At 69.9% G+C, this 26744-nt stretch carries 27 protein-coding genes; 15 read left to right on the top strand and 12 right to left on the bottom strand.

The genetic code is table 11. From position 1 onward, the window contains the following. Positions 1-111 precede the first annotated feature (111 nt). Positions 112-1305 carry a flavin-containing monooxygenase gene (locus ACFQ6S_RS24990; protein WP_383413803.1) on the bottom strand — a complete coding sequence of 398 codons (1194 nt, stop codon included), beginning with the start codon at positions 1303-1305 and terminating at the stop codon, positions 112-114. Positions 1306-1814: 509 nt separating this feature from the next. Here ACFQ6S_RS24990 and ACFQ6S_RS24985 point away from each other — a divergent pair. From ACFQ6S_RS24985 to ACFQ6S_RS24975, 3 genes are read left to right on the top strand one after another with little or no spacing between them, the layout of a single operon-like run. Then, positions 1815-2918, top strand: a complete 1104-nt coding sequence (locus ACFQ6S_RS24985; RefSeq protein ID WP_383413800.1) for an AAA family ATPase — start codon at positions 1815-1817, stop codon at positions 2916-2918. 17 nt (positions 2919-2935) lie between these two features. After that, positions 2936-3814 carry a hypothetical protein gene (locus tag ACFQ6S_RS24980; protein ID WP_383413797.1) on the top strand — a complete coding sequence of 293 codons (879 nt, stop codon included), beginning with the start codon at positions 2936-2938 and terminating at the stop codon, positions 3812-3814. A 21-nt stretch (positions 3815-3835) separates the two neighbouring features. Then, the gene (locus tag ACFQ6S_RS24975; RefSeq protein WP_383413795.1) at positions 3836-4369 is read left to right on the top strand and encodes a hypothetical protein; all 534 of its coding nucleotides are present in this window, start codon (positions 3836-3838) and stop codon (positions 4367-4369) included. A gap of 200 nt (positions 4370-4569) precedes the next feature. Here ACFQ6S_RS24975 and ACFQ6S_RS24970 read toward each other — a convergent pair whose 3' ends face one another. Then, positions 4570-6210, bottom strand: a complete 1641-nt coding sequence (locus ACFQ6S_RS24970) for a subtype B tannase (protein ID WP_383413792.1) — start codon at positions 6208-6210, stop codon at positions 4570-4572. Between the two features lie 159 nt (positions 6211-6369). On the opposite strand from ACFQ6S_RS24970, the gene ACFQ6S_RS24965 reads away from it, so the two are divergent. The 5 genes from ACFQ6S_RS24965 to ACFQ6S_RS24945 all read left to right on the top strand — a co-directional run bounded on the left by ACFQ6S_RS24965 (position 6370) and on the right by ACFQ6S_RS24945 (position 10696). Then, positions 6370-6816 carry a DoxX family protein gene (locus ACFQ6S_RS24965; protein ID WP_383413789.1) on the top strand — a complete coding sequence of 149 codons (447 nt, stop codon included), beginning with the start codon at positions 6370-6372 and terminating at the stop codon, positions 6814-6816. After that, positions 6816-7253: a Zn-ribbon domain-containing OB-fold protein gene (locus ACFQ6S_RS24960; protein WP_383413786.1), complete on the top strand. Its 438-nt coding sequence runs from the start codon at positions 6816-6818 to the stop codon at positions 7251-7253. The genes ACFQ6S_RS24965 and ACFQ6S_RS24960 overlap by 1 nt, the downstream gene beginning before the upstream one ends. A 35-nt stretch (positions 7254-7288) precedes the next feature. Beyond that, positions 7289-7915: a GNAT family N-acetyltransferase gene (locus tag ACFQ6S_RS24955; RefSeq protein ID WP_383413783.1), complete on the top strand. Its 627-nt coding sequence runs from the start codon at positions 7289-7291 to the stop codon at positions 7913-7915. Between the two features lie 148 nt (positions 7916-8063). After that, positions 8064-8936 carry a GNAT family N-acetyltransferase gene (locus tag ACFQ6S_RS24950; RefSeq protein WP_383413779.1) on the top strand — a complete coding sequence of 291 codons (873 nt, stop codon included), beginning with the start codon at positions 8064-8066 and terminating at the stop codon, positions 8934-8936. A gap of 185 nt (positions 8937-9121) precedes the next feature. Beyond that, complete coding sequence (locus ACFQ6S_RS24945; protein ID WP_383413776.1) at positions 9122-10696, top strand: alpha/beta hydrolase; 1575 nt, start codon at positions 9122-9124, stop codon at positions 10694-10696. On the opposite strand, the gene ACFQ6S_RS24940 is transcribed toward ACFQ6S_RS24945, so the two are convergent. From ACFQ6S_RS24940 to ACFQ6S_RS24930, 3 genes are read right to left on the bottom strand one after another with little or no spacing between them, the layout of a single operon-like run. Further along, positions 10693-11352, bottom strand: coding sequence for a pyridoxal 5'-phosphate synthase (locus ACFQ6S_RS24940; RefSeq protein WP_383413773.1), 660 nt, complete (start codon positions 11350-11352; stop codon positions 10693-10695). The genes ACFQ6S_RS24945 and ACFQ6S_RS24940 overlap by 4 nt on opposite strands. Positions 11353-11379: 27 nt before the next feature. After that, positions 11380-11805 (bottom strand): pyridoxamine 5'-phosphate oxidase family protein, encoded by a 426-nt coding sequence (locus tag ACFQ6S_RS24935; protein ID WP_383413771.1) that lies wholly within the window; start codon positions 11803-11805, stop codon positions 11380-11382. 34 nt (positions 11806-11839) lie between these two features. Continuing rightward, positions 11840-13018 carry an acetyl-CoA acetyltransferase gene (locus ACFQ6S_RS24930; protein ID WP_383413768.1) on the bottom strand — a complete coding sequence of 393 codons (1179 nt, stop codon included), beginning with the start codon at positions 13016-13018 and terminating at the stop codon, positions 11840-11842. Between the two features lie 105 nt (positions 13019-13123). Here ACFQ6S_RS24930 and ACFQ6S_RS24925 point away from each other — a divergent pair, with 105 nt between their 5' ends. Continuing rightward, on the top strand, positions 13124-14317 hold the full coding sequence (locus ACFQ6S_RS24925; protein ID WP_383413765.1) for an acyl-CoA dehydrogenase family protein: 1194 nt from the start codon (positions 13124-13126) through the stop codon (positions 14315-14317). After that, positions 14314-14799 carry a nitroreductase/quinone reductase family protein gene (locus ACFQ6S_RS24920; RefSeq protein ID WP_383413762.1) on the top strand — a complete coding sequence of 162 codons (486 nt, stop codon included), beginning with the start codon at positions 14314-14316 and terminating at the stop codon, positions 14797-14799. The genes ACFQ6S_RS24925 and ACFQ6S_RS24920 overlap by 4 nt, the downstream gene beginning before the upstream one ends. 21 nt (positions 14800-14820) lie before the next feature. Here ACFQ6S_RS24920 and ACFQ6S_RS24915 read toward each other — a convergent pair whose 3' ends face one another. Continuing rightward, positions 14821-15444, bottom strand: coding sequence for a LysE family translocator (locus tag ACFQ6S_RS24915; RefSeq protein ID WP_383413760.1), 624 nt, complete (start codon positions 15442-15444; stop codon positions 14821-14823). 82 nt (positions 15445-15526) lie between these two features. Here ACFQ6S_RS24915 and ACFQ6S_RS24910 point away from each other — a divergent pair, with 82 nt between their 5' ends. Continuing rightward, on the top strand, positions 15527-15979 hold the full coding sequence (locus ACFQ6S_RS24910; protein ID WP_383413757.1) for an Lrp/AsnC family transcriptional regulator: 453 nt from the start codon (positions 15527-15529) through the stop codon (positions 15977-15979). A 111-nt stretch (positions 15980-16090) separates the two neighbouring features. Here the strand turns inward: ACFQ6S_RS24910 and ACFQ6S_RS24905 are convergent, their stop codons facing one another. After that, the gene (locus ACFQ6S_RS24905; protein ID WP_383413754.1) at positions 16091-16738 is read right to left on the bottom strand and encodes a TetR family transcriptional regulator; all 648 of its coding nucleotides are present in this window, start codon (positions 16736-16738) and stop codon (positions 16091-16093) included. 122 nt (positions 16739-16860) lie between these two features. Here ACFQ6S_RS24905 and ACFQ6S_RS24900 point away from each other — a divergent pair, with 122 nt between their 5' ends. From ACFQ6S_RS24900 to ACFQ6S_RS24890, 3 genes are all read left to right on the top strand, one after another. Then, positions 16861-17619 (top strand): VOC family protein, encoded by a 759-nt coding sequence (locus ACFQ6S_RS24900; protein WP_383413751.1) that lies wholly within the window; start codon positions 16861-16863, stop codon positions 17617-17619. Between the two features lie 225 nt (positions 17620-17844). Continuing rightward, positions 17845-20211, top strand: a complete 2367-nt coding sequence (locus ACFQ6S_RS24895; protein WP_383413748.1) for a PQQ-binding-like beta-propeller repeat protein — start codon at positions 17845-17847, stop codon at positions 20209-20211. A 236-nt stretch (positions 20212-20447) separates the two neighbouring features. Next, entirely contained in the window at positions 20448-20960 is a 513-nt protein-coding gene (locus tag ACFQ6S_RS24890; RefSeq protein WP_383413746.1) for a hypothetical protein, read from the top strand. A gap of 1 nt (position 20961) precedes the next feature. On the opposite strand, the gene ACFQ6S_RS24885 is transcribed toward ACFQ6S_RS24890, so the two are convergent. The 3 genes from ACFQ6S_RS24885 to ACFQ6S_RS24875 are packed head-to-tail and all read right to left on the bottom strand — an operon-like array spanning position 20962 to position 23301. After that, positions 20962-21732: an enoyl-CoA hydratase/isomerase family protein gene (locus ACFQ6S_RS24885; RefSeq protein ID WP_383413744.1), complete on the bottom strand. Its 771-nt coding sequence runs from the start codon at positions 21730-21732 to the stop codon at positions 20962-20964. After that, positions 21729-22145: a Zn-ribbon domain-containing OB-fold protein gene (locus ACFQ6S_RS24880; RefSeq protein ID WP_383413742.1), complete on the bottom strand. Its 417-nt coding sequence runs from the start codon at positions 22143-22145 to the stop codon at positions 21729-21731. Before ACFQ6S_RS24880 ends, ACFQ6S_RS24885 begins: the two co-directional genes overlap by 4 nt. 7 nt (positions 22146-22152) lie before the next feature. Further along, positions 22153-23301 carry a lipid-transfer protein gene (locus ACFQ6S_RS24875; RefSeq protein ID WP_383413739.1) on the bottom strand — a complete coding sequence of 383 codons (1149 nt, stop codon included), beginning with the start codon at positions 23299-23301 and terminating at the stop codon, positions 22153-22155. A gap of 91 nt (positions 23302-23392) precedes the next feature. Here ACFQ6S_RS24875 and ACFQ6S_RS24870 point away from each other — a divergent pair, with 91 nt between their 5' ends. Then, positions 23393-24958, top strand: coding sequence for a FadD3 family acyl-CoA ligase (locus ACFQ6S_RS24870; protein WP_383413737.1), 1566 nt, complete (start codon positions 23393-23395; stop codon positions 24956-24958). Positions 24959-24988: 30 nt separating this feature from the next. On the opposite strand, the gene ACFQ6S_RS24865 is transcribed toward ACFQ6S_RS24870, so the two are convergent. Both ACFQ6S_RS24865 and ACFQ6S_RS24860 read right to left on the bottom strand, forming a co-directional pair. Next, positions 24989-26347 carry an O-antigen ligase family protein gene (locus ACFQ6S_RS24865; RefSeq protein ID WP_383413734.1) on the bottom strand — a complete coding sequence of 453 codons (1359 nt, stop codon included), beginning with the start codon at positions 26345-26347 and terminating at the stop codon, positions 24989-24991. 188 nt (positions 26348-26535) lie between these two features. Continuing rightward, positions 26536-26715: a hypothetical protein gene (locus tag ACFQ6S_RS24860; RefSeq protein ID WP_383413731.1), complete on the bottom strand. Its 180-nt coding sequence runs from the start codon at positions 26713-26715 to the stop codon at positions 26536-26538. Between the last annotated feature and the right edge of the window lie 29 nt (positions 26716-26744).

Raw genomic sequence — 26744 nt, 5'->3', positions numbered from 1 at the left:
TTGAACAGGGCTCACATTCTGTCTCCGGACGAGGGCGCGGTACAGCTATCCCGCAACTTCTGACTCACAAGTAACGGGAGCTCTAGGTAAGGGAGTTGATGGGGGCGGAGGTCAGACGGGCAACCGCGAGACCTGCCGCCGGCGGTCACCGGCGATGGCCTTGGCTATCTTCCGTGCGTCGATCGCCATCTCGCGGAGGTTGCCGCTGATGGGGTTGGTGAAGCCGGTGAAGTACACGCCGGGTGCGTCGGCGGGGGTGCGGGCGCCCTGGACGACGGGTCTGCCCCGCTCGTCGAGCACACCGAGGTGGCCGACGAGGTCCTCCAGGGCACGGACGTATCCGGTGGCGGCGATGACGACGTCCGGCGAGACGAGGCTGCCGTCGGCGAGGCGGACCTTCCCTTCCTCGAACGCCTCGAGGGCGGCCACGATCTCGATCCGCCCCTTGCGCACGGCGTCGACGAGCCCGACGTCGAGCACCGGGATCGCCCCGTCCTTGACCCGGCTGTACAGACCGGTGTCGGGGCGCGGCAGTCCCTGGGCGGTGAGATCCGGCACGCTGATCTTGGCCATGGGTCTGGCGAGCCGGTCGACGAGCCCGACCGGCAGGCGCCGTACGAGAATGCTGGTGAACTGGGCGGCCCACCCGGCGGTGGAGCGGCGCACGATGTGCGGGGCGGTGCGGACCGCCAGCCGTACCCGGGAGGCTCCGCCCTCCACGAGGTCCACGGCGATCTCGGCACCGGTGTTGCCGACGCCGACGACGAGGACGTCACGGCCGGTGTGGGGCGCGGGGCCGCGGTACTCGCCGGCGTGCAGGAACTCGCCGGTGTACCCGTCCCGTCCGGGCCAGTCCGGGATACGCGGGGTGTGGTTGTGCCCGGTGGCCACGACGACTGCGGCGCCGGTCAGTTCACGGCCGCCGGTGGCGCGCAGCAGCCAGCCGGAGCCGTCGGGCGAGGGCTCGACGCGGGAGACCTCGACGCCGGTGACGATCTCCAGCTCGTGGACCTCGGCGTACTTCTCCAGGTACCGCACCACGTCGTCCCGCGACACCCAGCGCCCGAAACGGCGTGGCATCGGCAGCCCGGGCAGGGCCGACAGCCGCCGGGTGGTGTGCAGATGAAGCCGGTCGTAGTGCCGTCGCCAAGGGGCCGCTATCCGGTCCGACTTCTCCAGCACCACGGCCCGCAGCCCCTTGGCGCGCAGGGCGTACGCGACGGAGAGTCCGCCGGGGCCGCCGCCTATGACGTAGACGGGGCGGTCCGTGGCGGGGTTGTCCGGGTGCTGGGGGGTGTCGGCCATGGTCGGAGCGTAATCACGCATCCGGTTGATGGGTCTCGGTCAAGCCCGGAATTGGTTGCGGATCGATCACGGCTGTAGGAGGGGTGGGTGGGGTCTGTGGCGTAGGTCTCCTGGTTGTGGGGGTGGGGTGGAGAGGGCGCGAGCCCAGGGATGGCATCGGTCCACGCCCTTCCAGGACCGACCCATACTGCACCGTGGCGCAGTAGCACCGTCTTTCACACTCCCCGCTCAGTCAGCAATGAGTGCGTTATCACCCACAAACCGACATGCTTCAGCACCTCCTTTCCTGGAACTTTTCTGATGCTCGAACCACGTAAGCAGGAGAAATGGATTCCGGTTCCCCTCGGATCGGAAGCCTGTTCGGGCTACTCTCTGGGGAGAGTATGGGTGTTCGATTACGTCACCTCGCGTTTGCGTCCCGGTTCCGTCAAACTCCTTCCAGTTAAGGGGAGTTGGCAGTACAGTCCGTTGATGCCTGACTCTTAAAGGAGTGCGGTGGGGGGTACGGGGTGAGCGAAGATCCAACATCCATGAGCCGGCTTGATGAATGGCTGCATACCCGCCGGGAGGGGGATCCTCCCGAGCATCGATCACTGGACCTGAATCGTCTGCTTCCTCAAGACAGTGGCTTCGAAGCAATCCGTGCGGAGTTGGCGAGATTTATTCATGGCCAAGAGGAGCGGCTTCGTCAGATCAGCGTGCTGCTTTCCATGCACCTTCAATGGGCCAAGAATCCAGATCCGCTCCATCCTCCCCCCAACGCGGTAGTCATCGGGCCCACGGGGTCAGGTAAGACATTCACCATGCAAGTCGCAGCCCGTTTTCTCCGCATCCCCTTCGTGACCGTGGATGCGACGTCCCTTGTGCCGGCCGGAATCGTCGGGCTTCAGGTCGAGGATGTATTGCAGGACCTAGTCAATCTTGCTGATGCAATCCTTGATGAATCGGATGTCCCTCGGACAAAGGAAGACAGCCTGCGGCTGGCGGAGCGGGGGGTCATTCTCTTCGACGAGTTCGACAAGATCAACTACAACTCGCCGGACCAGGGGGACGCCGGTCTCAACCTGGGCGTGCAGCGTAGGCTGCTCAAACTCTGTGAGGGTGCGCCAGTATCTGTGGGCGTCCGTTCGCATTCAGATTTCGTTCCCAAGCAGTCCACGGTGAACACTGCGGGAATTCTGATCCTTGCATCAGGAGCATTCTCGGACATCGGCCGCACCCTTGCCATGCGGCCTGCACAGCTATCTCTCGAGCACGGCCCCGACGAGGTCCTCCCAGAAGATCTGGCGAACTATGGATTTGTGAAGGAGCTAGTCGCGCGATTTCCCGCACTCATTCAGTATTCCGAGCTGTCGGCGGATGATCTCGTCAAGATCCTCCGGAACGAGAACATTTCGCCGCTCACCGTATGGCGAAACTATGTGCGAAGCCTCGGTACTGAGCTCTCTATTTCGAGGGATGCCGAGTCTCATTTTGCACAAAAGGCGTCAGAGCTCGGACTGGGGGCCCGTGGACTTCAGCAGGTACTCTTTCCTCGGATCTCCAAGTTGATCGCAGACCGACTTACCTCCGACGGTGAGGGCGACATTCAGGTAACTGCCGCAGATCTCTAGCCGGGTGGGTGCTCAAGGTGAAGCAGAATGATTCACTTGTACGGAACGTCAATCAATTCGACTTCATCGCCTATATACCACCGGTTATGTCCGGTATGAATTCTGAGGGCATTGTGGATGTGGCTCAGGCGGTCTACGTCCGCACTCTTGAAGTCCTGGACGTTTCTGGATTTCATCATGAGAGCGACCTGGATCTGCTGATGCGGGACAGCGGGTTCGAAGTGAATTTCAGTGATGCCGATCTGGGATTCAGGTTCGGTCTGGTGGGAAATCAAATCTTCTTGAGTCGGCAGGGAAGCAGTCTCAGCAGATTTGAGCAGTGGTATGAGAACCTCATGCCTTCGCTGGGTGTTCTCATCAGTTCGCTCCTCACCAAGCTGAAGGAGTGTTCGGGCTGGTCTGCCGTTCCCGTACTTCGGGCCCAGTACGTTTTCAACATCATCGCCTTCGACTTTCATCGAGTGGACGGTGAGGGGGATGGGCCGATCGAAAACTCCCGTATCATCTCCAAGCTCATTGCCGGCATCCCCGGGGACGATGGATCGATCATTGAGCAAGGAGATCAGACTCGGCATTCAGGTCGTGTCGACTACAAGGTTTCGCGGTGGACAAATTTCGCCCCGAAACTCAAAGTGCGCCAGGTGTACGACGTCTCCGCGCCAGGAAATCTGGGATACACCACGCTCTGGTTCACCTTGAGTGTCGTGGGGGAGACGTTCGAAGAGGTCGAGAGCAACGGGAAACTTGTGCGCCGCGGGTTCGACTTTTCTCGATTCACGTCGGACCGCGGACTCGGCGTGTATCGAGACTTCTTTCTGGATAAGTTCATCAATCATTTCATCGGTACCTTGTGTGAGGGGTATCGATTTGAAACGACGGCGAGCTCTCTTCCATAGCTCTCAGGAAAGGAGACATCGGTGTCGCTGGCGCTGCAGCTCGCAAACGTCGCCATTTTGGCAATCACCTTGCTCCTCACTGTGCGGCTCGCGCGAGCGACTGCGGCGCAGGCGATTGCGACCCAGCGTCAGGTGGAGCTGACAACTGTGGTTCAGTCTCGGCCACTTCTCAGCGTGCAACGCATCAAGCTCGTCTGGGGGCCGTCAAGTCACTTACGGGAGATACAGTTCTCTGTGAGCAACTCGGGCCAGGGGTCGTGCTTCAACCTGGAAACGCGGATTTCGGCGCTTGGCCGCGCCTGGTTCGTCCAGTGGGCCACGGATTCGGATGACGAGGCGTATGGCGCCATACGGCCAGGTGACTCACGTAAGTTTGTTGCGACGGCTGTCGATGGCCTCGGCGCGAGAGAGAACTTTCAGAACGACATGAGCATTGTCATTGAATGCTTTGACGTCATGGCGGTGCAGTACGAGTTCACGCATTCATTCAAGATAAGCGCGAACGTGAGTCATGTTCGAGATGTCGGGATGAATGTGAAGGTGAAATCAAGCTAGCAGTGCATGGGTAATCTTGAATCTGGTACCTACCGTGTGCCACGACGCCGAGCCTCCATAGCCATCGTGGGAGCCCGGCGTCGTGTGGGCGGTGGCCGGTGTCATGACGGGAAACCGGGACCGCGTTCGGGGGCAGAAAGGGCTTCAAGGCCGCAAGGGCCTCAGGAGCCGCATGGGCCTCAAGGGCCTTGACGGCCGGGCTACTTCTTCCCAGGCCCGTGGCCGCTGATTCTCGCGATCCACTCGATGAAGTCGCCGGGGTCGGAGTTGGCCCCGTGGCCCTCGTCCCAGTAGTAGAGGTGGTCGACCTCGTCGCCGAGGCCGTGCGCGGCGGCCGCGAGGTTGGCGGAGACCGTGTGGGAGGTGTCGGAGTCCTTGGTGCCCAGGCGGATCCACCAGTGCTTGGTGCGGTGCGGGTTGGGCTTTTCCGTCAGGAAGGGCATCGGGTTCATCAGGCGCAGCGTCCCGGGGAGGTCGCCGTCGAGGCGGGCACTGCTGCCGGAGGCGTGGCGGAGGCTGTAGAGGGTGAAGTGGCGGGCCTGGGTCGTGCCCTTGCCGAAGAGGTTGTTCTCGCCCGTGGACAGGTCGAAGGCGTCGAAGGCCGGCGTCGACTTCTTGCGGGCGCCGACGTGGGTGAGGAAGTCCGCCCAGGAGAAGGCCGCCTTGCCGCCGGACCAGGTGATGAACGGGTTCGCGGTCAGATACGAGGCGCGGTCCGACTCCGACAGCGCCGCCAGGTACCTCGTCGCCGACGGCTCCATGTACTGCTCGGCCAAGTACGCGTCGTAGTTGCGCGCGGTGAGGGTGCCGAAGCCGCCCAGGCCCTGCAGCCGCAGGGACGCCTGGTACTCGGCGAACTGCGACTGGAGTTCCTTCGACACCGTCTGGTCCACCGAGGAGCCGGAACTCGTCGGGTTCGCGCCCCAGTTCCATTCGTAGGCGCCGTCCGCGTGCTCCAGGTCGGTGATCGGGCACCACGCCCCCGTCGCGAAGATCGCGTCGCTCGCGTCGGCCGCGCCGATCGCCGCGAGGAGCTTGTCGTAGAGCGGGCTGTCGCCGGACGCGCCGAGCAGGGAGGACAGTGCGCCACCGGCGCTGGTGCCCGACGAGACGATGCGGTCCACGTTGCCGGGTATGCGGCCCTTGTTGGACCGCACATAGCGGACCGCCGCCTTCAGGTCGACGATCGCGGCGGGGGCGACGCCGTAGTACGTGCCGCTCGAGTCGACCAGCGTGCGGCCGCGCGCGCCGGGTTCGACGACCACGTACCCCGCCGCCAGCGCCAGCTTCGGAAGGCTGACCATCCCGCCCTGGGCGTTCACCATGCCGTTGCCGCCGGACGCGACCCCACCCGAGGCCGAGGTCGATGCCGAGGCGCTGGGGGAGGCCGACACACCGGGACCGCCGCCGCCCGGCATCCCCGTAGCCCCGCCCCCGCCCACACCCGTCGCGTCCGCAACCGACGACGGCATGTAACCGCCCACCGAGTTCGCGAAGAGGATCGGGGCGCTCGTCGCGTCCACCGCGGTGCCGTCGATCTTCACCGGGACACTGACGTTCAGGCTCTGGTACTTCTCGTCGACCGGCTTGGTGACGTAGGTGATCGCCTGGTAGAAGCGGTACTCCACCTCGTGGTCGGCGCCGTCGGCGTCCGTGATGGTCGTCGTCAGCGTCGAGAAGGCGTCCTTGTCGAAGACCAGGGTGTCCGACGAGGCGGACCCCGAGGTGCCCGTCCCGCTCGACGCCTGGGCCGTCAGTGCGATGCCCCCTGCCGCCGCGGCCCCGGCGGTCGCCCCGATCCCGATGACCACGCTCCTGCGCTTGACTGCCCTGTGCTTCACGACGTGACACTCCTCCGCTGCTGCGACTTCCGGCCTTCCTCGGTCCTTGCGTCAGCGAACGTAATGGGGTGCCGACGAAATTGCCAACAATTCTGTTGGATTCATCGAGGACGCACAGGCGATTGTCAGGTCCGCTTTATCTGACGTACCGTCAGATCCATGGACGCGATCTGGCTCACAGGTGCGGAATGGCTGGCCGTGCTCCGGATAGGCCTCGGGTTGTGGTGGCTGGAGAGCTGGCGCCACAAGGACAAGAAGAGCTGGTTGGAGGGGGCGGGGATCGCCTGGGCGGCCGATGTGGCGGGCAAGCACCGCTGGAACGCCGTTCGTTCCGGCTTCGAGGTCGTCGTCAAGCCCCGGCCACGGACCATGGCCTACGTCGTCCTGTACGCGGAACTGGCACTGGGCCTCGGGCTCGTCCTCGGAGTCCTGACCCCGATCGCCCTCGTCGGCGGGCTGCTGCTCAACGTCCTCTACTTCGCCCTGATGATCCACGACTGGGCCGAGCAGGGGCAGAACTCGATGATGGCGCTGATCTCGGTCGTCGCGTTGTTCGGGATGTCGTGGCAGTCGTGGTCGGTGGACAGCGCGCTGGGCCTGTTCTGATGGGCGGGCAGCGCTACGACGTTCCGGAGGCCGACGCCTTCACCCGCACGTACTGGGACGCGGCCGCGAGCGGGCGGCTGCTCGTCCGGCGGTGCCGCGACTGCGGACGCGCCCACCACTACCCCCGCGAGTTCTGCCCCCACTGCTGGAGCGAGGACGTCGACTGGGAGACCGCCGGCGGCCTCGCCACCCTCTACACCTGGTCCGTCGTCCATCGCAACGACCTGCCGCCCTTCGGGCAGCGGACGCCGTACGTCGCCGCCGTCGTCGATCTCGCCGAAGGGCCCCGCATGATGACCGAGGTCGTGGAGTGCGCGGACGCCGGGCTGCTGCGGGCCGGGACGGAGCTGGAGGTCGTCTTTCGGGACGGGGTGCCGGTGTTCCGGCCGCCCCTGAGGTCAGAGCAGCCCAGAGAAGCCATTCCCCACCCCCGCTAAAGCGGGGCGTCCCCTGGCTAGGTCTTAATGGGCGCATGACCATCGCCGGCGGATCCCATCACTCCTCGTCCCACCCCGACTCCCCCCGCCTTCCCGACCTGCACGGTCACGGTCTGCGTCTGCGGCCCTGGGACGCGGACTCCGAGGCCGACGCCGAGGTCTGGTTCCGGGGGCGTACGGACCCGGAATTCCGGCGCTGGAACACCCCGTTGAGCATCACCACCGACCTCGACAGCGCCCGCGACGCACTGCGCGGCGCGGCCGAGAACACGGCGAACGGCACCTCGGCGGCGTACTGCGTCACCGACGCCGCGACCGGCGCACCCCTCGGACACATCGGCGTCAACGTCATCAACCGGGTCATGAGCTCCGCCCGCGTCGGCTACTGGGTGCTGCCCGAGGCCCGCGGCCGCCGCGTCGCCACCCGCGCGCTCGTCATCGCCGCCCGCTGGGCCCTCGCCGAGCCGGACGGCCTCGGTCTGCACCGCCTCGAACTCGACCACGCCGTCGGTCATGACTCCTCGTGCCATATCGCCGAGCGCTGCGGTTTCCGGTACGAGGGGACCCTGCGGGGCGCGATGTGGGAGGCGGGGCGGCAGGACGCGTACCGGGACATGCACATGCACGCGCGGCTGGCGACCGACCCGGACGTCGAGGCATAGATCACGGAACGGGACGTCAACCCGAAGGCCCGTCTCCCCGTGAACCCGACGCCTTCCAACCCCCGCCTGGGGGTGGGCTCTTGTGGCGGCTTCGTGTCCACGGCGGAAATTCGTGCACATCCCCGGCGCGGGCGCGGGATCATGAGCTATGCGCCCGGACGACTGGTACTGCACCCAGGACCTCACCGCCTTCCTCTCCCACGCCGGCGGCTTCCTGCGCTCACGCCCCGATCTGCACACCGTCATCCTGACGGTGACGGAGACGCTGCGCACGGGCGGGCTGCGGGCGTACGGCGACGAGGCACCCGTCTTCGGTGCGCTGGAGCTGGACGGGCAGGTGAGGGCCGCGTACTTCCGCACCCCGCCCTACCGGCTGAACATCACGCCCCTCACCCCCGAAGAGGCCGAAGCGCTCGCCGCCCACCTGGTCGCCCTCGGCCATCAGGTCCCCGGCGTCATCGCGGCCCGCGAGACCGCCGAGGCCTTCGCCGCCGCCTGGCGCCGGCAGACGGGCGCCCGGGGCACGGTCGGCCAGCGCCAACGCCTGTACCGGCTGGGCAACCTGACCGTGCCGCAGCCCGTCCCGGCGGGCCGTGCCCGGATCGTCGGCAAGGAGGACCGGGAGCAGCTGATGCGCTGGTACGGCGAGTTCGGCGAGGCCGTCGGCGATCATGCCTCCCGTGAGGCCGCCGCCTGGGCCGACTCGCGCATCGCCTACGGAGGCATCACCTTCTGGGAGGGCGAGGACGGCAGCCCCCTGTCCATGGCCGGCGTGACCCCGGTCGTCGCCGGCCAGGTCCGGATCGCCCCCGTCTACACCCCGGCGCACCTGCGTGGACGCGGCTACGCGGGCGCGGTCACCGCGGCCGTCAGCCGGACCGTACTCGCCTCCGGGATCCGTGAGTTGCTGCTCTTCACCGACCTGGCCAACCAGACGAGCAACGGCCTCTACCAGCGCATCGGGTACCGGGCGGTGGCCGACTTCGCCGCGTACGACTTCCGGGGGGCGCGGGGCTTCTAGCCTCGCGTACCTCCAGAGCAAGACGGCGTGGAGCCGGTCGTGGTTGTCCGACTCCGGGACCATCTGCCCCGCCCGGCCGTCCCTCCACGGTGGGACCAATTCCGTCTCGTCGATGGATTCGCCCAACTGTGTTACCCGAAAGGGTTGGTGCGTCTCATACGCACCGACCCAAGGGAACCCCCCACGTGCGAAGCAGTCGAATAGCTTGTTTCCTGGCGGCCAGTACCGTCGCCGCGCTGGTACCCGCGCTCGCGCCGGCCACGGCGTCCGCCGCGGCGAACCCCTTGAGCCAGTACCTCCAGCAGAGGCCCTCCTGGCACCGCTGTGACAGAGCGATGCCGGCGAACTTCCAGTGCGCGACCATCAAGGTGCCGCTCGACTACAGCCGCCCCGGCGGCAAGAAGCTCGACCTCGCGATATCCAAGCTGAAGACGAGCACCCGGACGGAGCGCCGGGGCGTGCTCCTGCTCAATCCGGGCGGCCCCGGCGGCCCGGGTGTCGACATGCCGCAGCAGCTGGCGGGCGAGCTGCCGAAGTCCGTGAAGGCCAAGTACGACCTCGTGGGCTTCGACCCGCGCGGCATCGGCCAGAGCTCCCCCGTCAGCTGCGGCCTGACGCCCGAGGAGGCGAACTGGGAACGGCCGTACAAGGCCGAGAAGTTCGCCAAGGACGTGAAGTGGGCGCGGACCGTCGCCGAGAAGTGCGACGCCAAGCAGGGCGACAAACTGCGTCACATCACCACCCGCAACACCGCCCGGGACATGGACGTGATCCGGGCCGTGCTCGGCGAGAAGAAGATCTCCTACCTGGGGTACTCGTACGGCACCTACCTCGGCGCGGTCTACACGCAGATGTTCCCGGGGCGCTCCGACCGTTTCGTCCTGGACAGCGCCGTCGACCCGGCCAGGGTCTGGCGCGGCATGATCCAGATCTGGGCGGAGGGCACCGAGCCCGCGTTCACCAGGTGGACCGAGTGGACCGCCGAGCGCAACACCACGTACAAGCTGGGGAAGACGCCTGAGGCGGTCCGCAAGACCTTCTACGACCTGGTCGCCCAGGCCGACCGCAAGCCGATCGACCTCGACGGCACGAAGCTGACCGGTGATGACATCCGCGCCTACAACCGCGCCACGTTCTTCAGCGTGCGCGACGCCGCCGAGGCGGTCGTCGAGCTGAAGAAGGCCGCCGAGAGCAGGCCCGCGTCCGGCGCCCGGGAGAACAGGACCCCCACGCCGGCACCGCCGTCGTTCGCCCGCGCCGTGCCCGAGGACAACGGCGACGCCGGCTTCTGGTCCGTCGTCTGCGCCGACACCCGCAACTGGCCGCGCGATCCCGAGCAGTACCGCGCCGACGCGATCCGCGACAAGGCCAAGTGGCCGTTGTACGGCGACTTCGTCTCCAACATCAAGCCGTGCGCCTTCTGGAAGAAGAACGGCGCCGAGCCCGCCACCACCGTCGACAACAAGGTCGGCGCGCTGATCCTGCAGAACGAGTGGGACTCCCAGACCCCGCTGGCCAGCGGACAGGGCCTGCGACGCGTCATGAAGGGCGCCAAGATGGTCACCGTCCTCGGAGGCGTCGGCCACGGCATCTACGGCTCCAAGTCCTGCGCGGACAAGACCGCCACGACCTACCTCACCACCGGAAAGCTGCCGGTGAAGGACACGACCTGCAAGGCCGCCCCGGCAGCCCGCGAGCGCGCCGGCACCAACCCGCTGCCCCTGCCGACGCCTCAGGGCCTTCCGGGGTTGGCCGGCTAGGGCCAGAGCAGTTCCCTGACCCACCCCTCGTCCTGCGTACGGCGATAGAGCAGCCGTACATGCCTGCGCGCGGCGTCCCCCTGGAAGAACTCCACCTCCTCGGGGCGCAGCCGGTAGAGGGTCCAGGACGGGACCGGGGCGTCCGGTTCGTGCTGGGCCCGCTCCCAGGCCGCCTGTGACTCCCGCGCCAACTCCTCCAGGGAGGACAGGACCACGCTCTGGCGGCCGGTCAGGGCCGCCGCCAGCGCGCCGGTCGAGCGTGCGTGCAGGTCGGCCTGGGAGTCGGCGGACGGGGCCGCCGTCACGGGGCCCCGCAGACGCACCTGGCGGCCCTGCGCGGGCCAGTAGAAGCCGAGGGCCGCGTGCGGCCGGGCGGCGAGCTGGCGGCCCTTGCGGCTGCCGGCGTGTGTCGCGAAGGACCAGCCGGACGTGTCGGCGCCGTGCAGCATCACGGTCCGTACGTCCGGCAGGCCCTCGTCGTCCGCGGTGGCGAGGGACATCGTGTGCGGCTCGACCTGCCCGGCCGCGACCGCCTCCGCGAACCAGGCCGTGAAGAGGGCGAGCGGGTCGGCGGGTGCCGCCGCCGGGTCGAAGGAGGGCAGCTCCACGTCCCACACCCGCAATGACCTCAGCAACTCATGAAGATCCGTTCCCATGCCCCGATTGTCACGTGCCGGACCGGCTCACAGCTGCCCGAGGTCCGACGAGACCCACCGCTCGGGCCGCATGTGGACGACCACCTGCTCGCCGTGGTTCTTCCACGCGAAGTCGACATAGCCGTCGACCTTCTCGGCCGGGAGGTAGCGGGCCGAGATCTCCCGGAGCTGTTCGATGGTGGCGGGGGTCGTCCTGATGATCGGCCCCTCGACGGACACGTACCGGATCGTGGGATCCAGTCGGTCGACCATCAGGGAGAAGCGGCCCGCCGGCTGGATCAGCCGGTTCTTGCGGGAATCCAGCCCGGTCATGATCCATACGTCGCCACCGCGCTCGTACTGGTACCAGATCGGCACGGTCAGCGGTGCGCGCCCCGCCTCCGCGTCCACCGCGAGCGCGGCGACATGGGGTTCGGCCAGGAACTCTTCACGCTCTTCGCGGGTCAGGGCCATTGCCTGTGTCCTCTCGAACGGCTCAAAGATCGTCTCATTCCCTCGCCATCACCAACGTCCCCGACGAGCAGAACCATCCCCCGGTCGCCGAAGCCACCCCCAACCGGGGCAGCTCCCCCGGCCCGCCCCGCCCCCACACCTGACGCTCCCCGCCCTCCCCGCGCAACTGCCGTACCGCCTCCACCAGCAGAAACAGCCCCCGCATCCCGGGATGCTGGGCCGCAAGACCGCCCCCGTCCGTGTTCACCGGCAGCTCCCCGCCCCGCACCAGCAGCCGCCCCTTCTCCACGAACGCCCCGCCCTCGCCCTTCCGGCAGAAGCCGAGGTCCTCCAGCGTCACCAGGGTCATGTAGGTGAAGGCGTCGTAGAGCTCCGCGAAGTCGATCTCCTGCGGCCGCACCCCCGCCCGCTCGAAGGCGAGCCGCCCGCTCACCGCCGCCGGGCCCGTGGTGAAGTCGGGCCACTCGGACATCGCGGAGTGCGAGACATGCTCCCCGGTGCCGAGGATCCACACGGGTGCCTTACGGCAGTCCCGTACGAGTTCCCCGTCGGCCAGCAGCACCGCCGCGCCGCCGTCGGAGCGGATGCAGCAGTGCAGCTTGGTGAAGGGGTCCGCGATCATCGGGCCGGACAGGACGTCGTCCACGGTGATCGGGTCACGGAACATCGCCTCCGGATTCAGGGCCGCGTTCGCCCGCGCCTGGACCGCCACCTCGGCGAGCTGCTCGATCGTCGTGCCGTACTCGATCATGTGCCGGCGGGCGGCCATGGCGTACTTGGCGATCAGGGTGTGGCCGTAGGGGACCTCGAACTGCAGCGGGCCGCGTGCGCCGAAGGACAGGTTCCCCGTCCGCCGGCCCGCCTTGATGTCCGCGCGGGCGGTCGAGCCGTAGACCAGCAGCACCGCCCTCGCGTGCCCGGCGGCTATCGCGTCCGCCGCGTGGGCCGCCATGACCTCCCAGGTGGCACCGCCGACGGAGGTGGAGTCGACCCAGGTGGGGCGCAGGCCCAGGTACTCGGCCACCTCCACCGGGGCCAGGGTGCCGAGACCGGCGGAGGCGAAGCCGTCCACCACCTCCCGGCCCAGTCCCGCGTCGGCCAGCGCGCGGCGCGCCGCCTGGGCGTGCAGGGCGTACGGCGTCGCGTCGTCCACCCGGCCGCAGTCGGAGAGGGACACTCCGACGACGGCGACTTTCCGGCTCCCGGGAGTCATGAGAGGCCTCCAACCCCTGTGCGTCCAACCTCTGGGCATCTCGTTGCGCTCCTCCTAATATGACGGTCCGTCAGATACGGAGGGAAGAGCCGGAGGGAAGACCCCATGGACGCCAGCTTCACCCCCGAGCAGGACGAGATCCGCCGCACCCTCCGCGAGCTGCTGCACAGCCGTTGCGGCCCCCGCGAGCTGCGCACGGCCGTCGACGCCCCCACCGGGCACGACCCGGCCCTGTGGACCGCCCTCGCCGAACAGCTCGGCCTGCCCGGACTCGCCCTTCCCGAGACGTACGGCGGTGTCGGCTGCTCGGCGACCGAACTCGCCCTCGCCTGCGAGGAGACGGGACGGGTACTCGCCCCCTTGCCGCTGTTCCCCACCTGCGTCCTGGCCGCCCCGCTGATCGCCGCCCTCGGCACCGGGGCCCAGCGCGCCGAGGTGCTGCCCCGTCTCGCCTCCGGCGCGCTCACCGCCACCCTCGCCGTCCCCGGTACCGCGCTCGCCACCGCACTCGCCCTCACCGGTACGGGCGGCGGCGACTGGGCCGGCGGCGGGCGGGCCGGGGGTGTGCAGGCGCGGCGGGTGGACGGGGGCTGGCGACTGTACGGGCAGGTCGACCAGGTGCTGGACGGGCACAGCGCGGGGCTGCTGGTGATCGCCGCGCATGCCGGGGGGTTCGCGCGGTCGCGGACGCTGCTCTTCCTGGTGGCGGGGGACGCGGCCGGGGTCGTCCGCGTACGGCAGACGGCGCTGGACGCCACCCGGCCGCAGGGGCGGGTCCAACTGCGGGACGTGGCGGCGCAGTTGCTCGGAGAGGAGGACGGTGAGGACGTCCTCGCGGCCCTCGCCGCGGTCGGCGACACCGCCGCCGCCGTCCTCGCCTGTGAGGCCGTGGGGGCCGCCGGCCGGGCGCTGGAGCGGACGGTGGAGTACGTCCGGCAGCGGGAGCAGTTCGGACGGGCGATCGGGTCCTTCCAGGCGGTGAAGCACCGGCTGGCGGACGTGTACGTGGCGGTGCAGGCGGCGCGCTCGGCCGCCTACTACGCCGCCTGGGCCGTCCCGCACGAGACCGGTGGGCCGGTCGGCGGGCTCGCCCTCGCGCAGGCCCTGGAAGCACTGCGCATCGCGTCCGCCGAGGGGATCCAGCTGCACGGCGGCATCGGTTTCACCTGGGAGCACGAGGCGCACCTGTACTTCAAACGGGCCGCCGGCGACGAACTGCTCTTCGGGCCGGTCCACCGGCTCCGGGCGTACGCCGCCGACACCACCCGGCTCTTCGACGCCCAGGAGGTGGCGGTGTGATCGGCGTTCCCGTGGTCGTGCGAGCGGTGCAGAAGGTGTCCTCCACCCGTGGCTTCGCCAAGGTCGCCCCGCATGTCATTCCCGCGCTCGACCGTGCCGTACACCGGCTCACCCGCGGGAAGGTGCTGCTCAGCGCACAGATGCTGCCGGGCGTGATCCTGACCTCCACCGGCGCCCGCAGCGGACTGCCCCGCCGTACGCCGCTCGCCTGTATGCCCGAGGAGGACGGCCGCTCCTGGATCCTGGTCGGCTCCAACTTCGGCCGCGAGGGACACCCGGCCTGGACCCACAACCTCCTTGCCCGGCCCGACGCCGAGGTCAACTGGAAGGGGCAGGACATCGCGGTCACGGCCCGGCTGCTGGAGGGCGAGGAGCGGGCGGCCGTGTGGAAGACGGCGCTGGCGTTCTGGCCGCCGTACGCGACGTATCAGGCGCGGGTGGAGCGGGAGATCCGGCTGTTCCGGATCGTGCGGCGGGGATGAGTCGCGAGTGCGAGCCGCCTGCTACAGCGTCGCCAGGCGCTGTACCAGCAGGAACGCGCCGATCCCCAGCATCGCCGCCCCCGAAGTGCGGGTGACCGCCCGTGCCGCCGCCGGGCGGGCGCCGAGGACCGCGCGGGCGCCGAGGCCCACCGTGAGATAGACGGCGGCGCAGCACGCCATGTGGAGCAGTCCCAGTACGGCGGTCTGGGCGGGGACCGGGATGTGCTCGCCCTTCATCAGCAGGAACTGCGGCAGCACGGACAGGTAGAGCAGCAGACCCTTGGGGTTCAGGCCGCTGATCGTGGCGCCGCGCAGAAAGGCCCGGCCCGGGCTCGTGGCCACCGGTTCCTCGGCCGCGCCCGGGGTGCCCGGCCGGCGCAGTACGCCCCACCCCAGCCAGACCAGATACGCGGCGCCCGCGGCCGTCAGCGCGGTCAGCAGGCCCGGCTCGCCCGCCACCAGCACCGCGAGGCCGGCCATCGCGAGGACCGTGTGCAGCGCGTACCCGGTGACCAGGCCCGCCACCGCCGTCAACGGCGAGCGGTCGCGCAGGCCGGCGGAGATCGCGTACGCCCAGTCGGCGCCCGGTACGCAGACCAGGAGCAGGTCGATGGCGAGGAAGGAGAGGAGCAGTCCGGAGTCCATGGTGGCGACATTAGGCGGGAATGGCCCGAAAGTGTTGTCGAAGTTTGCCCATGATCGCGAGTTATGGGGGAAGATCTGCCTCATGGACGAGGTGGACAGACAGATTCTTGCCGAGCTTCAGCAGGACGGGCGGCTGACCGTGACCGAGCTGGCCGCGCGGGTGCGGCTCAGCGTCTCGCCGTGCCATCGCCGGCTGCGGGAGCTGGAGCGGGCCGGTGCCATCAGCGGGTACCGGGCCGTCGTGGAGCCGGGCGCCGTCGGGCTGAACTTCGAGGCGCTGGTCTTCGTCTCCATGCGGCAGGAGGACCGGGACACGGTCGCCGAGTTCGAGAGCGCGCTGGCCGGCATTCCGCACGTGCTGGAGGCGCAGCGGCTGTTCGGGGAGCCGGACTATCTGCTGCGGGTGGTCGCCGCCGACCTCGCCGCGTACCAGCGGCTGTACGACGAGCGGCTGGCCACCCTGCCGGGCGTGCAGCGGCTGACGTCGACCCTGGTGATGAAGCACGTCGTGCACGACCGGCCGCTCCCAGCCTGACACGGAACGCCGGGACACGCGACAGGCGGTGGCCCACACGAGTGGACCACCGCCTGGCAGACAGGACTTGGGACACCGGCGCCGCTCAGGCCGGCGGTCGCTCGCGCGGCGTCACTTCGTCGGCTTCTTGCCGGTCACGCCCAGGTGTACCAACAGCGCCAGGTTCGGCTTCAGTTCGGCCTGTTTGACGCCCCACGTCTGGAAGCCCTTCTGGTGCGAGGCCACCGCCGCGAGCATCGCGACGATCGAGCCCGCGACCGCGGCCGGGCTGACGTCCTTGTCGACCTTGCCCTTGGCCTGCAACTGAGTGACCGCGTCCGCCAGGGAGTTGTTGACGGTGTTCAGGATCTTCATGCGGATCTTGTAGAACCGCTTGTCGCCCTCGGACGCACCGAGGTCGACGACCCTGAGGATCGCGTCGTTCTTCCGCCAGAACTCCAGGAATCCGTCGACGAGTTCCTGCGCCGTCTGCCAGCCGGCCTTGCCGACCCAGCTGCGGCCCTCGACGAGCTCGGTCAACCCGGCGCCCTCGGCGGCCATTTGCTCGGCGATCTCCAGGACGGCGCCCTCGACGTCCGGGAAGTACTGGTAAAAGGTCGCGGGCGAAGTGCCCGCTTTCCGGGCGACATCGATGACTTTGACGTCCCGGTACGGGGAGGAGCTGAGCATCTCGCTGAGGCAGTCGAGCAGCTTCTGCCGGGTCGCCTGCCCACGCCGACCCGCCACACGGCCGTCGACGGTACGCACTTGTCCTGTCATGCCGTCAGCTTACCGAGGCGTGATCGGGGCGCGATTCGGCCGAGTGCAAATGGGGTGCACGGGGACCGCGAGGCTGGTGTGCCTGGTCTGCGGGGTGCGTAAGAGGCCGTTACTTTTGCCGCATGGCCGAAAACAGGGCATCCAGGAACGGAACGGGATACACGGAGGGCGTTCCGTGCTGGGTGGACGCACAGCTCTCGGACGTCGCCGCGGGCAAGCGGTTCTACGGTGAGCTCTTCGGATGGGACTTCGAGGAGGCGTACGACTCCACCGTATGGGCCCTCCTGGACGGTGATCGCGTCGCCGCGCTCGCCCGGAAGCCGGACGGGCGGCTGCCCTCCGTGTGGACGGTGTACTTCGCCACCCCGGACGCCTGGGCGCTCGGGCGGCGGATCCGCGGGGCGGGCGGACAGGTGGTCGTCCCGTCCGTGCAGATCGGGGCGGACCTCGGTACCGCCGCGCTGGTCACCGACCCCGAGGGCGCCGTCTTCGCGCTCTGGCAGCCGGGCAGTCACGAGGGCTTCGGCCGGCGGCACGAGACCGGCACCTTCGCCTGGGTGCAGTTGTACGCCCGCGACACCGAGGGCGCCAACGCCTTCTACGGCGAGCTCTTCCAGGACGCCCTGTTCGGGGCGGACGCCAAGCCCGACTTCGGCCGCGCGGCCGTCTCCGAGGTCTTCCCGGAGATGATGCCGCCCCATTTCGTCGTCCACTTCCGGGTGGCGGACTGCGAGGAGATCCTCGGCACGGTGACCCGGCTCGGCGGACGGGTGCAGGTGCCGCCCTTCGAAACGTCGTACGGCAAGGTCGCCGTGGTCACCGACGATCAGGGGGCGTCCTTCGCGGTTCTGGAGCGCCGAGTGGAACCCATGGAACCCTGACCGCACTCTTATCTCCGGCGTCCCACTATGCGAACCGGCGCTTTCCGCGGCAGCCGGAGTGTGGTTTTGTCCCAAGACACCCCGTTCCGCCGTCGGGTTCGCAACCACGCCCTCGGACAGGAAGAATCGGGGTGCGTGCCGCCAAGGCGGTGCGGTGGTGAGACGCTGCACGGGGTCGCGTACATATCTGGGTGACGGGGCCCGTACGGGGAGGTGGCAGGCAGAGTGGTGGATCAGCTGACGCAGCACGATCCGCGCAGGATCGGGCCGTTCGAGGTGCTCGGACGGCTGGGTGCCGGCGGCATGGGGCTGGTCTATCTCGCGCGCTCGGCTTCGGGCCGGCGCGTGGCGATCAAGACCGTGCGGACGGAACTCGCCGAGGACCAGCTGTTCCGCGTCCGCTTCACGCGTGAGGTGGAGGCGGCCCGGGCGGTCTCCGGCTTCTACACGGCCGCGGTCGTCGACGCCGACCCGCGCGCCGCCGTGCCGTGGCTGGCCACCGCGTACGTCCCCGCGCCCTCCCTCGAGGAGATAGTGAACGAGTGCGGGCCGATGCCGGCCCAGGCGGTGCGCTGGCTGGCGGCGGGTGTCGCCGAGGCGCTCCAGTCGATCCACGGCGCCGGGCTGGTGCACCGCGACCTGAAGCCGTCCAACGTGCTCGTGGTCGAGGACGGCCCCCGCGTCATCGACTTCGGTATCGCGTCCGGCGTCTCGAACACCCGTTTGACGATGACCAATGTCGCCGTCGGCACACCCGCCTACATGTCGCCGGAGCAGGCGAAGGACTCCCGCAGCGTGACCGGCGCGAGCGATGTCTTCTCGCTGGGCTCGATGCTGGTGTTCGCCGCCACCGGACACCCCCCGTTCCACGGCGCCAATCCGGTCGAGACGGTCTTCATGCTGCTGCGTGAGGGCCCGGACCTCGAAGGCCTCCCGGACGAGCTGCGCCCGCTCATCGAGTCCTGCATGCAGATGGAGGCCACGGCCCGCCCCAACCCGGCCGACCTCCAGTCCCAGCTCGCCCCGCATCTCTTCGGCTCCGGCTCCGACGACAGCGGCACGGCCTCCGCGTGGCTGCCCGAGCGGGCCGTGGGCCTGATCGAGTCGCGCCGGGGCGGCCGCCCGGCGACCAAGCCCTCGCCGTCCTCCGGCCGCAGCGGTGGCCGTATCGCCCCCGCGCCCCTGCCGCCCCCGCCCTCGCACGACCCGGTGATCCCGCAGCCCGCGCCCGTCCCGGTCGGCGCCCCCGACACCGGCCCCGTCCACCTGGCCGGCGCCGCGGTCCCGATCGGCCCCGGTCCCCGTGTCGCCGACGCCCGTGCCACCGCCATGCAGGCGCCCCCGCCGGAGGCCGGCCTGGTCGCCTCCTGGGCCAAGCCCCGCCCCGGCGTCAATGGCGCGGACCCTGCCGTGGGCGGCGCAGTGGCGGCGCCGCCGTCGGCGCACCCCGAGCCCGCGGCCGGCTGGCGGCCCTGGCGTTTCCGTATGTCGAACGACGTCTGGGGCACCCCTTCCGTCGCCGACGACCTCGTCTACGTCACCTCCTTCGAGGTCCACGCGCTCGACGTGGCCACCGGCCGCCGCCGCTTCAAGACGCGGGACGTGGCCTGGTCGATGGCGGTCGCGGACGGCCGAATCCACGCCTCCGACGGCCCGACCCTGTTCGCCCTGGAGTGCCGCGAGGGCGCGGACCTCTGGCGGCTGCAGACGGACGCCTGGGTGTACTCCCTCAAGGCCGAGCGGGGCACGGTCATCACCGGCACGCGCGGCGGCGGCGTCCAGGCCTGGGAGGCCTCGAACGGGCAGAAGCTGTGGGAGATCACCGGGGCGCAGACCGACTTCGAGTCCCCGGAGGCCGGCCCGGCGCTGTACGACGGCACGGTGTACGTCTGGCAGGACGCCCGGCTGAAGGCCCTGGACGCCCGGACCGGCGACGAGCGCTGGTCGTACCCGATCGGCGACGCCGCCTCCTGCGGCGGGGTGCCCGTACGGGTGGCGCAGGCGCACGACGGCCATGTGTACGTCTCCGCAGGGACGCGTGTGCTCGCGCTCGATGTGATGAGCGGCCATGTGCGCTGGCACTTCGAGGCCCCCGCGGTCTTCCTGTGCCCGCCGACCTTCGTGCCCGGCCCGGCGGTGACCGGCGGTGGTGTGTACCTCGCCGACTACCTCGGCACGGTCTACGCCCTGGACGCCGTCGACGGCCGCGACCGCTGGCGCATCGCCACCGAGTCCCGGTCCTCGATCGAGCCGGTGCTGGTGGCCGCGGGCCATGTGCACGTCGGCAGCGGCAAGGGCCTGTACACGCTGGACGCGGTCACCGGGACGCCGAAGTGGCGCTTCCAGGCGGGCGGCGACCTCGTGGGCGCTCCGTCGGTGGCCGAGGGCCGGATCCACTTCGGCTCCACCGACCATCTGCTCTACACCCTGAAGGCCGACGACGGCCGGCTCAGATGGAAGCTGGCCACCGGCGGCGAGATCACCGGCTCGCCGGTGGTGAAGGACGGGGTCGTGTACGCGTGCAGCAAGGACCGCTGTGTGTACGCGCTGGACGCGGAGAAGGGCACGGGCACGGCGCGCTCCGCTGGGTAGTGCGGTAAAGGGCCGTCGTGTGTCTGCAGCGCCGTCGTGGCTGGTCGCGCAGTTCCCCGCGGGTGTGTGACGGCCGTCGTGCCGGCGCACGGAAGGGAACCGGACGGCGGCCGTCCCGAGCGAGCGGCCATCTTCACCGCTCTTGCACGAGACGCTACGCCGGGTAAGCGGTTCCCGCCACGCGGGCACTGCTAGCGTGACGTGCTCACGATCACGACAACGGGGGTTGAAACGCCGTGAAGCTTCGCCATGTCCGCGCTGTGGCCGTTTTCGTCGGAGTCGTCGTCGCCTTGACGGGCGCGCGGCACTCCAGCGGCGGCGGCTGCGACAGCAACTCGAACTCCAGCAGCTCCTCGAGCGGTTCGGGCGGGAACTACGGGGGCAGCACGCACTACGACGATGACGACGACTACGACACGGGGTCGTCCTCGGGCGGCGGTGCGGACACGAGCGAGGGGCCGTCCGCTGAGGACACCGGTGACGTGAAGATCGAGGAGTGCGAGTACGACGCGGCCAGGGGGCTCGTCGCGCGGGTCCGCGCCACCAACAGCAGTGCGACCACGACGTACTCCTACACCTTCACCGTCACCTTCAAGGATTCGAGCGGCACGGTGCTGGACACCGCCACCTCCGGGATCCTGACCGTCGACGCCGGCGCCACCGAGACCACCGACGTCGTCGCCCGGAAGAGTGCCGCCGGCGGTACCTGCGAACTGAGCGACGCGATGCGCATGTCCGACTCGTACTAGGTCACCGTGTCCTGAACGCACGGCGCCGCGCCCGGAACAGCTCCTCCTGCCGCTCGCCCGGCAGGTTCCCGAGCGCGATCAGGTGCGGCGCCTGCGCGAACGCCTGCGCCAGGGCGGCCTCCCTGGCCGCCCACAGCGCCCGTACGGTCCCCTGCACACCCTGCGCCGGATACCCGGCGATCACCGTCGCGCAGTCGACGGCGGCCGCCAACGCCGCACCGGGCTCGGTGACTTCGCAGACCAGCCCGATCTCATGGGCCCGCCGCGCCGACAGCCGCTCGGCGCTCCCCATCAGCGCCATCCGCGCGGCCTCCCCGTACGGCATGCGCAGCGCCATCAGCATCGACTCGTAGGCGCTGACCATGCCGTAGGTGGTGTGCGGGTCGAAGAAGGCGGCGGTCGGGTCGGCGACGACGAAGTCCGCCTCGCCGAGCAGATAGAAGGCGCCCCCGCAGGCCATGCCCGTCACGGCGGCGACGACCGGTTTCCACAGGTCGTTGGACTTGGGCCCGACCCGCAGCAGCGGATCGTCCGTCATGTACGGCGATCCGGGCTGCGGGACCACGGCGTCCCGGTCAAGCCCGGTGCAGAAGGCCCGCTCACCGGCGCCGGTGAGGACGACGGCCCGTACGGCGTCGTCGAACCGGAACGCCCGCCAGGCCGCGACGAGTTCGTCCCGCGTCGTGAGGTCGATGGCGTTGAGGCGGTCGGGCCGGTCGAGGGTGACGACGGCGACGCCGGTGTCCTTGTCGGCGGTGACGTCGAGGCTCATGGCCGCTCCAGGACCCACTGCGGCAGACCGGTGCCGCCGAAGACGGCCTGGACCTTGGCGCCGATGCGGATCCGGTCCGGGGAGAAGGAGTCGAGGGCCGCGTCGGGGCCGGTGACGAGGTTGCCGACCAGGCGGATGCGGGGGGAGTCGGCGAGTTCGACGACGATGACGTTGTACGGCGCCTGCGCGGCGTAGTCGGGCAGCAGGGGCGGATGGGGGACCACGTACGACCAGATCCGGCCGTGCCCGCTCATCCGCCGCCACTCGGCTGCGAAGGACTGGCAGTGCGGGCAGCACGGGCGGGGCGGGAAGCGGGGTTCGCCGCAGTCGCCGCAGGCCTGGACGCGCAGCTCGCCCTGGGCGGCGTACCGCCAGAAAGGGGCGCCGTCGGGGTCGGGGACGGGGGAGAGCATCCTTCGATCAACTCCTCAGGAGCAGCGCGGAGGTGGGGACGCCTTCGCCGGCGGTGACGAGGCAGGTGGCGGCGCCCGGGACCTGGGCGGTGCTGGTGCCGCGGAGCTGCTTGACGCCCTCGTTGATGAGGTTGAAGCCGTGGACGTAGGCCTCGCTGAGCCCGCCGCCCCCGGTGTTGAGGGGCAGCCGCCCGCCGATCTCCAGCGCGCCCCCCTCGGTGAACGCCCCTCCCTCGCCCCGTCCGCAGAAGCCGTAGCCCTCCAGCGAGAGCGGTATCAGTGCCGTGAACGCGTCGTAGATCTGGGCGACATCCACATCCTGTGGAGTGAAGTCGGCGTTCTTCCACAGATGCCGGGCGGCGGTCCAGGCGGGGCCGGTGAGCGGGTCGTCGTTCCAGTAGTTGACCATGCCATGGTGCTGGGCGGGCAGGCCCTGGGCGGCGGAGTGGACGTAGGCGGGAGTGTGGCGGCAGTCGCGGGCACGCTCCCGGCTGACGATCACGCAGGCCAGGGCGCCGTCGGTCTCCAGGCAGTTGTCGAAGAGGCAGAGCGGCTCGCTGATCCACCGGGAGGTCATGTACATCTCGCGGGTCAGGGGCCGGTCGTACATGATCGCGTCAGGGTTCTGGTTGGCCCGGTTCCGGCAGGCGAGGGCGACATTGAACAGGTGATCCCGCGTCGCGCCGTACTCGTGCATATAGCGGCGCGCGAGCATCGCGATCTCGTCGGCGGGGCGCAGCAGGCCGTACGGCCGCGTCCACTGGGCCGGCGTGGGCAGTTGGGCCGTGGTGTTGCGCCAGGGCCGGGGCCCGCTGCCGCGCTTGCGGGAGCGCCAGGCGACGCCGACCGACGCCTGCCCGGTGGCGATGGCGGCGGCCAGGTGCGCGACGGTGGCGCACGAACCGCCGCCGCCGTACCCGACCTTGCTGAAGAAGGTGAGGTCACCGAGGCCGACCGCCTTCGCCAGCTCCACCTCGTCGGTCTCCTCCATGGTGTAGGAGGCGAGGGCGTCGACCTCACCGGGTGCGATGCCGGCGTCGTCGAGGGCGGCGAGGACGGCACGACAGGCGAGGGTCCGCTCGTCGTCGGGGAGGTGCCTGGCGAAGGGGGTCTGTCCGATGCCGACGACGGCGGTGGCGTCCTTGAGTCCGGCCATGTGCGCACCTCCGCATGATGAAGCGGCTGCTGACAGGGCGTCAGGCTACAGCTAATCTGACGGACAGTCAGCTAGTGGTCTGGAGGCTGTTGTGCGCGGTGACTTGGAGTGGGGCAGCGTTCCGGAACTCGTCCGATCCGCGGCCGAGCGCTACCCGGACGTCGAGGCGGTGGTGGAGGGGCGCACCAGGATCTCGTACGCCGAACTGGGCGCCCGAGTCGAGCGCTCGGCGGCGGCCTGCGTGGCCAACGGGATCGCGCCGGGCGACCGGGTCGCCATCTGGGCCCCTAACACCCTGGACTGGATCGTCGCGGCGCTGGGCGCGGTGTCGGCGGGGGCGGTGCTGGTGCCGCTGAACACGCGCTTCAAGGGCGGGGAGGCGGCCGATGTGCTGCGCCGGAGCGGGGCACGGCTGCTGTTCGTGACGGGCACGTTCCTGGGGACGTCGTATGTCGCGTCGCTGCGGCGGGCGGTCGCGGAGGGGCCGGGGCTGCCGGAGCTGGAGCAGGTGGTGGTGCTCTCGGACGACGCCCCGGCGGACTTCCGCACCTGGAAGGACTTCCTGGCGAGCGGGGACGAGGTGGGCGCGGCCGAGGTGCGGGCGCGGGCCGAGGCCGTCGAGGGTTCCTGGCCCTCGGACATCGTCTTCACCTCCGGCACGACGGGCCGCCCCAAGGGCGCGGTGATCACGCATGCCCAGACGCTGCGGGCGTACGAGGTGTGGAGCGATCTGGCGGGACTGCGGCAGGGCGACCGCTATCTGATCGTGAACCCCTTCTTCCACACCTTCGGCTACAAGGCCGGGGTGATCGCCTGTCTGATGCGGGGCGCGACGATGATCCCCCAGCCGGTGTTCAACGTGGACACGGCGCTCGCGAACATCGCCGCGGAACGGGTGTCGGTGCTGCCGGGCCCGCCGACGCTGCACCAGTCGCTGCTGGACCACCCGGCGCGGGACGCCTACGACCTCTCGGCGCTGCGGCTGGTGGTGACCGGCGCGGCGGTCGTGCCCCTGCGGCTCGTGGAGCGGCTGCGCGGGGAACTGGGCGTGGAGACCGTCCTGACGGCGTACGGCCTCTCGGAGGCCAGCGGCATCGTGACGATGTGCCGGCGCGGCGACGACCCCTCGGTCATCGCCTCGACGTCGGGCCGCGCGATCCCGGGCACGGAGGTGCGCGTGGAGGCGCCGGTCGGCGAACCCGGCGAGGTCCTGGTCCGCGGCTTCAACGTCATGCGGGGCTACTACGAGGACGAGGCGGCCACCGCCGAGGTGTTGACGGAGCAGGGGTGGCTGCGGACCGGCGATGTGGGGGTGCTCGACGAAGCGGGCCACCTGCGTATCACCGACCGCATCAAGGACATGTTCATCGTCGGCGGCTTCAACGCGTACCCGGCCGAGATAGAGCAGATGCTGGGGCTGCACCCGGAGGTCGCGGACGTCGCGGTGATCGGCGTACCGGATCCGCGGCTGGGGGAGGCCGGGAAGGCGTTCGTGGTGCGCCGGCCGGGGGCGGTGCTGACCGGGGACGATCTGATCGCCTGGGCCCGGCGGGAGATGGCGAACTACAAGGTGCCGCGGGTGGTGGAGTTCGTGGCTGAGCTGCCGCGGAACGCCGGCGGGAAGGTGGTCAAGGGGGAGCTGCGGGGGAGGAGTTGACGAGCCGGCCGGGGAAGCCCCCCGCGGTCGTCAGCTGGCGGCTCCGACGCGCTGCGGGCCGTGGCGGGGCCGCTTGAGCTGGGTCGGGACGGGGGTGAGGGCGGCGCCCTGGCGGTTGCGCCAGGTGGCCGGGGCCTCCGCCATGACCACCGCGAGGGCGTACCAGAGCAGGGCGTCGATCCGGTCCAGGTTGGCCGGGTGGTCCATCATGCTCATCAGGAAGAAGCCGGTGAGGGCCGCCAGGCCGACCGTTCCGATCACCGACTTCGCGCGGGCGGCACGGGCCGCGCAGGACACGGCGATCACGGCTGTCGCGGTGATGGCGAGGAACCCGAGCGGGCCGGCCTCCACCAGCCAGTTGAGCCACAGGTTGTGGGCGTGGACGAAGGTCCGGTCGCCGGGCGCGGTGGCGGATATGACGACGCCGGAGCGGCCGAGTCCGACGCCCAGGGGGTTGTCGGCGGCCAGTTGGAGCGCCGCCTCCCAGGCCTGACCCCGCACACCCAGGGAGTTCCCGGCCCGGGACACGGCCCAGATGGCGCCGGCCGCGCCGAGCAGGGCGAGGGTGCCGAGGGCGGTGAAGAGCCGGCGTTGCGCGCGGTCGGCGATCCTGGGCGCCAGCCAGTAGGCGCCGCCGAGGACGAGGAGCCCGGCCGCGGCGGCGACATAGCCGGCCCGCGAGAAGGTGGTCAGCAGGGCGCCGTATCCGATCACCACGAGCACGACGATCGCCGTACGGGCCGTGCGCTCGTCGACGCATACGGCGGCGAGCAGCGCGAACGGCAGGAGCAGCACGAGGAAGGCGGCCAGCAGGTTCGGGTTGGAGAAGGTGCCGGTGGCGCGGATGAGGATGCCGTCGCCGCCCGCGTCGCAGGCGATGTCCGTGAGCAGGCCGGTGCGGCAGAAACCGGTCGGGGTCTCGTTGGTCACCTGGGAGAACGCGCTGGTGGCGGCGGCCGCGACGCCGGTCAGGGCGAGGAGGCCGAGCGCACGCCATGACTCGGGCTGGGTGCGGCGCACCGCGACGACCAGGTAGTAGCAGGCGATGACGGTGAGCAGGCCGCGCAGGGGTGCGGTCGCGTGTCCGCCGCGGTACGTCGTCGCGGCCGACACCGCGACCAGCAGCCCGATGGGCAGATCCAGCCGCGTCCGGAAGTCCCGCAGCCGCGCCCGTGGGCGTCCGCGAACGGGGATGACCAGGGCGATGATCCCGAGCAGCAGGGCGAGCCGGGTCGGCGTCAGGATCCCCGCGAGCGGGTCGTCGGGGAAGAAGTCCGTGGCGGAGTCGAGCAGCACGACGGCCGCCGCACCCAGCGGGACGAACTGAACGAACTTGACGAGCGCCGACGGCTGTCCGGCGCCCGCCGTCACGCTCTGCTCGGATGCCATGACACCCGAGCGTGGTGGTCGGGTGCGACGGCCGGGTGTCGGGAGGGGGAACGGCGCGCAGAGGGTGTGGGGACGCGCCATTGCGCTCCGCTCACCGCGGCCCGTACGCCGGCCGGGAGCCCCCGGACACACCTCGGCCGCGGCGACTCCCCTCCGGGCCGCCGCGGCCGATCCCCGTGAAATGAGGCTTACTTGTTGTCCAGGTCCAGGGCGGGCGGGGCCGGCATCTGGTTGTCCATGGTGACGATCTGCTCGTCCGCGGGCGGGACGGGCATCTGGTTGTCCTTCGCGACGACGGCCGCGTCCGCGGGCGGGACCGGCATCTGGTTGTCCTGCGGCTTGATGGGCTTGGCCTTCTGCTCGCTCATCGACTCGTACTCCTCTGCAACGCTGAATG

This window comes from Streptomyces sp. NPDC056479, from assembly GCF_042795335.1.
Lineage (GTDB): Bacteria > Actinomycetota > Actinomycetes > Streptomycetales > Streptomycetaceae > Streptomyces.
The sequence above is the reverse complement of the archived record's forward strand: the minus strand, read 5'-3'. Positions and strand labels throughout refer to the sequence as shown.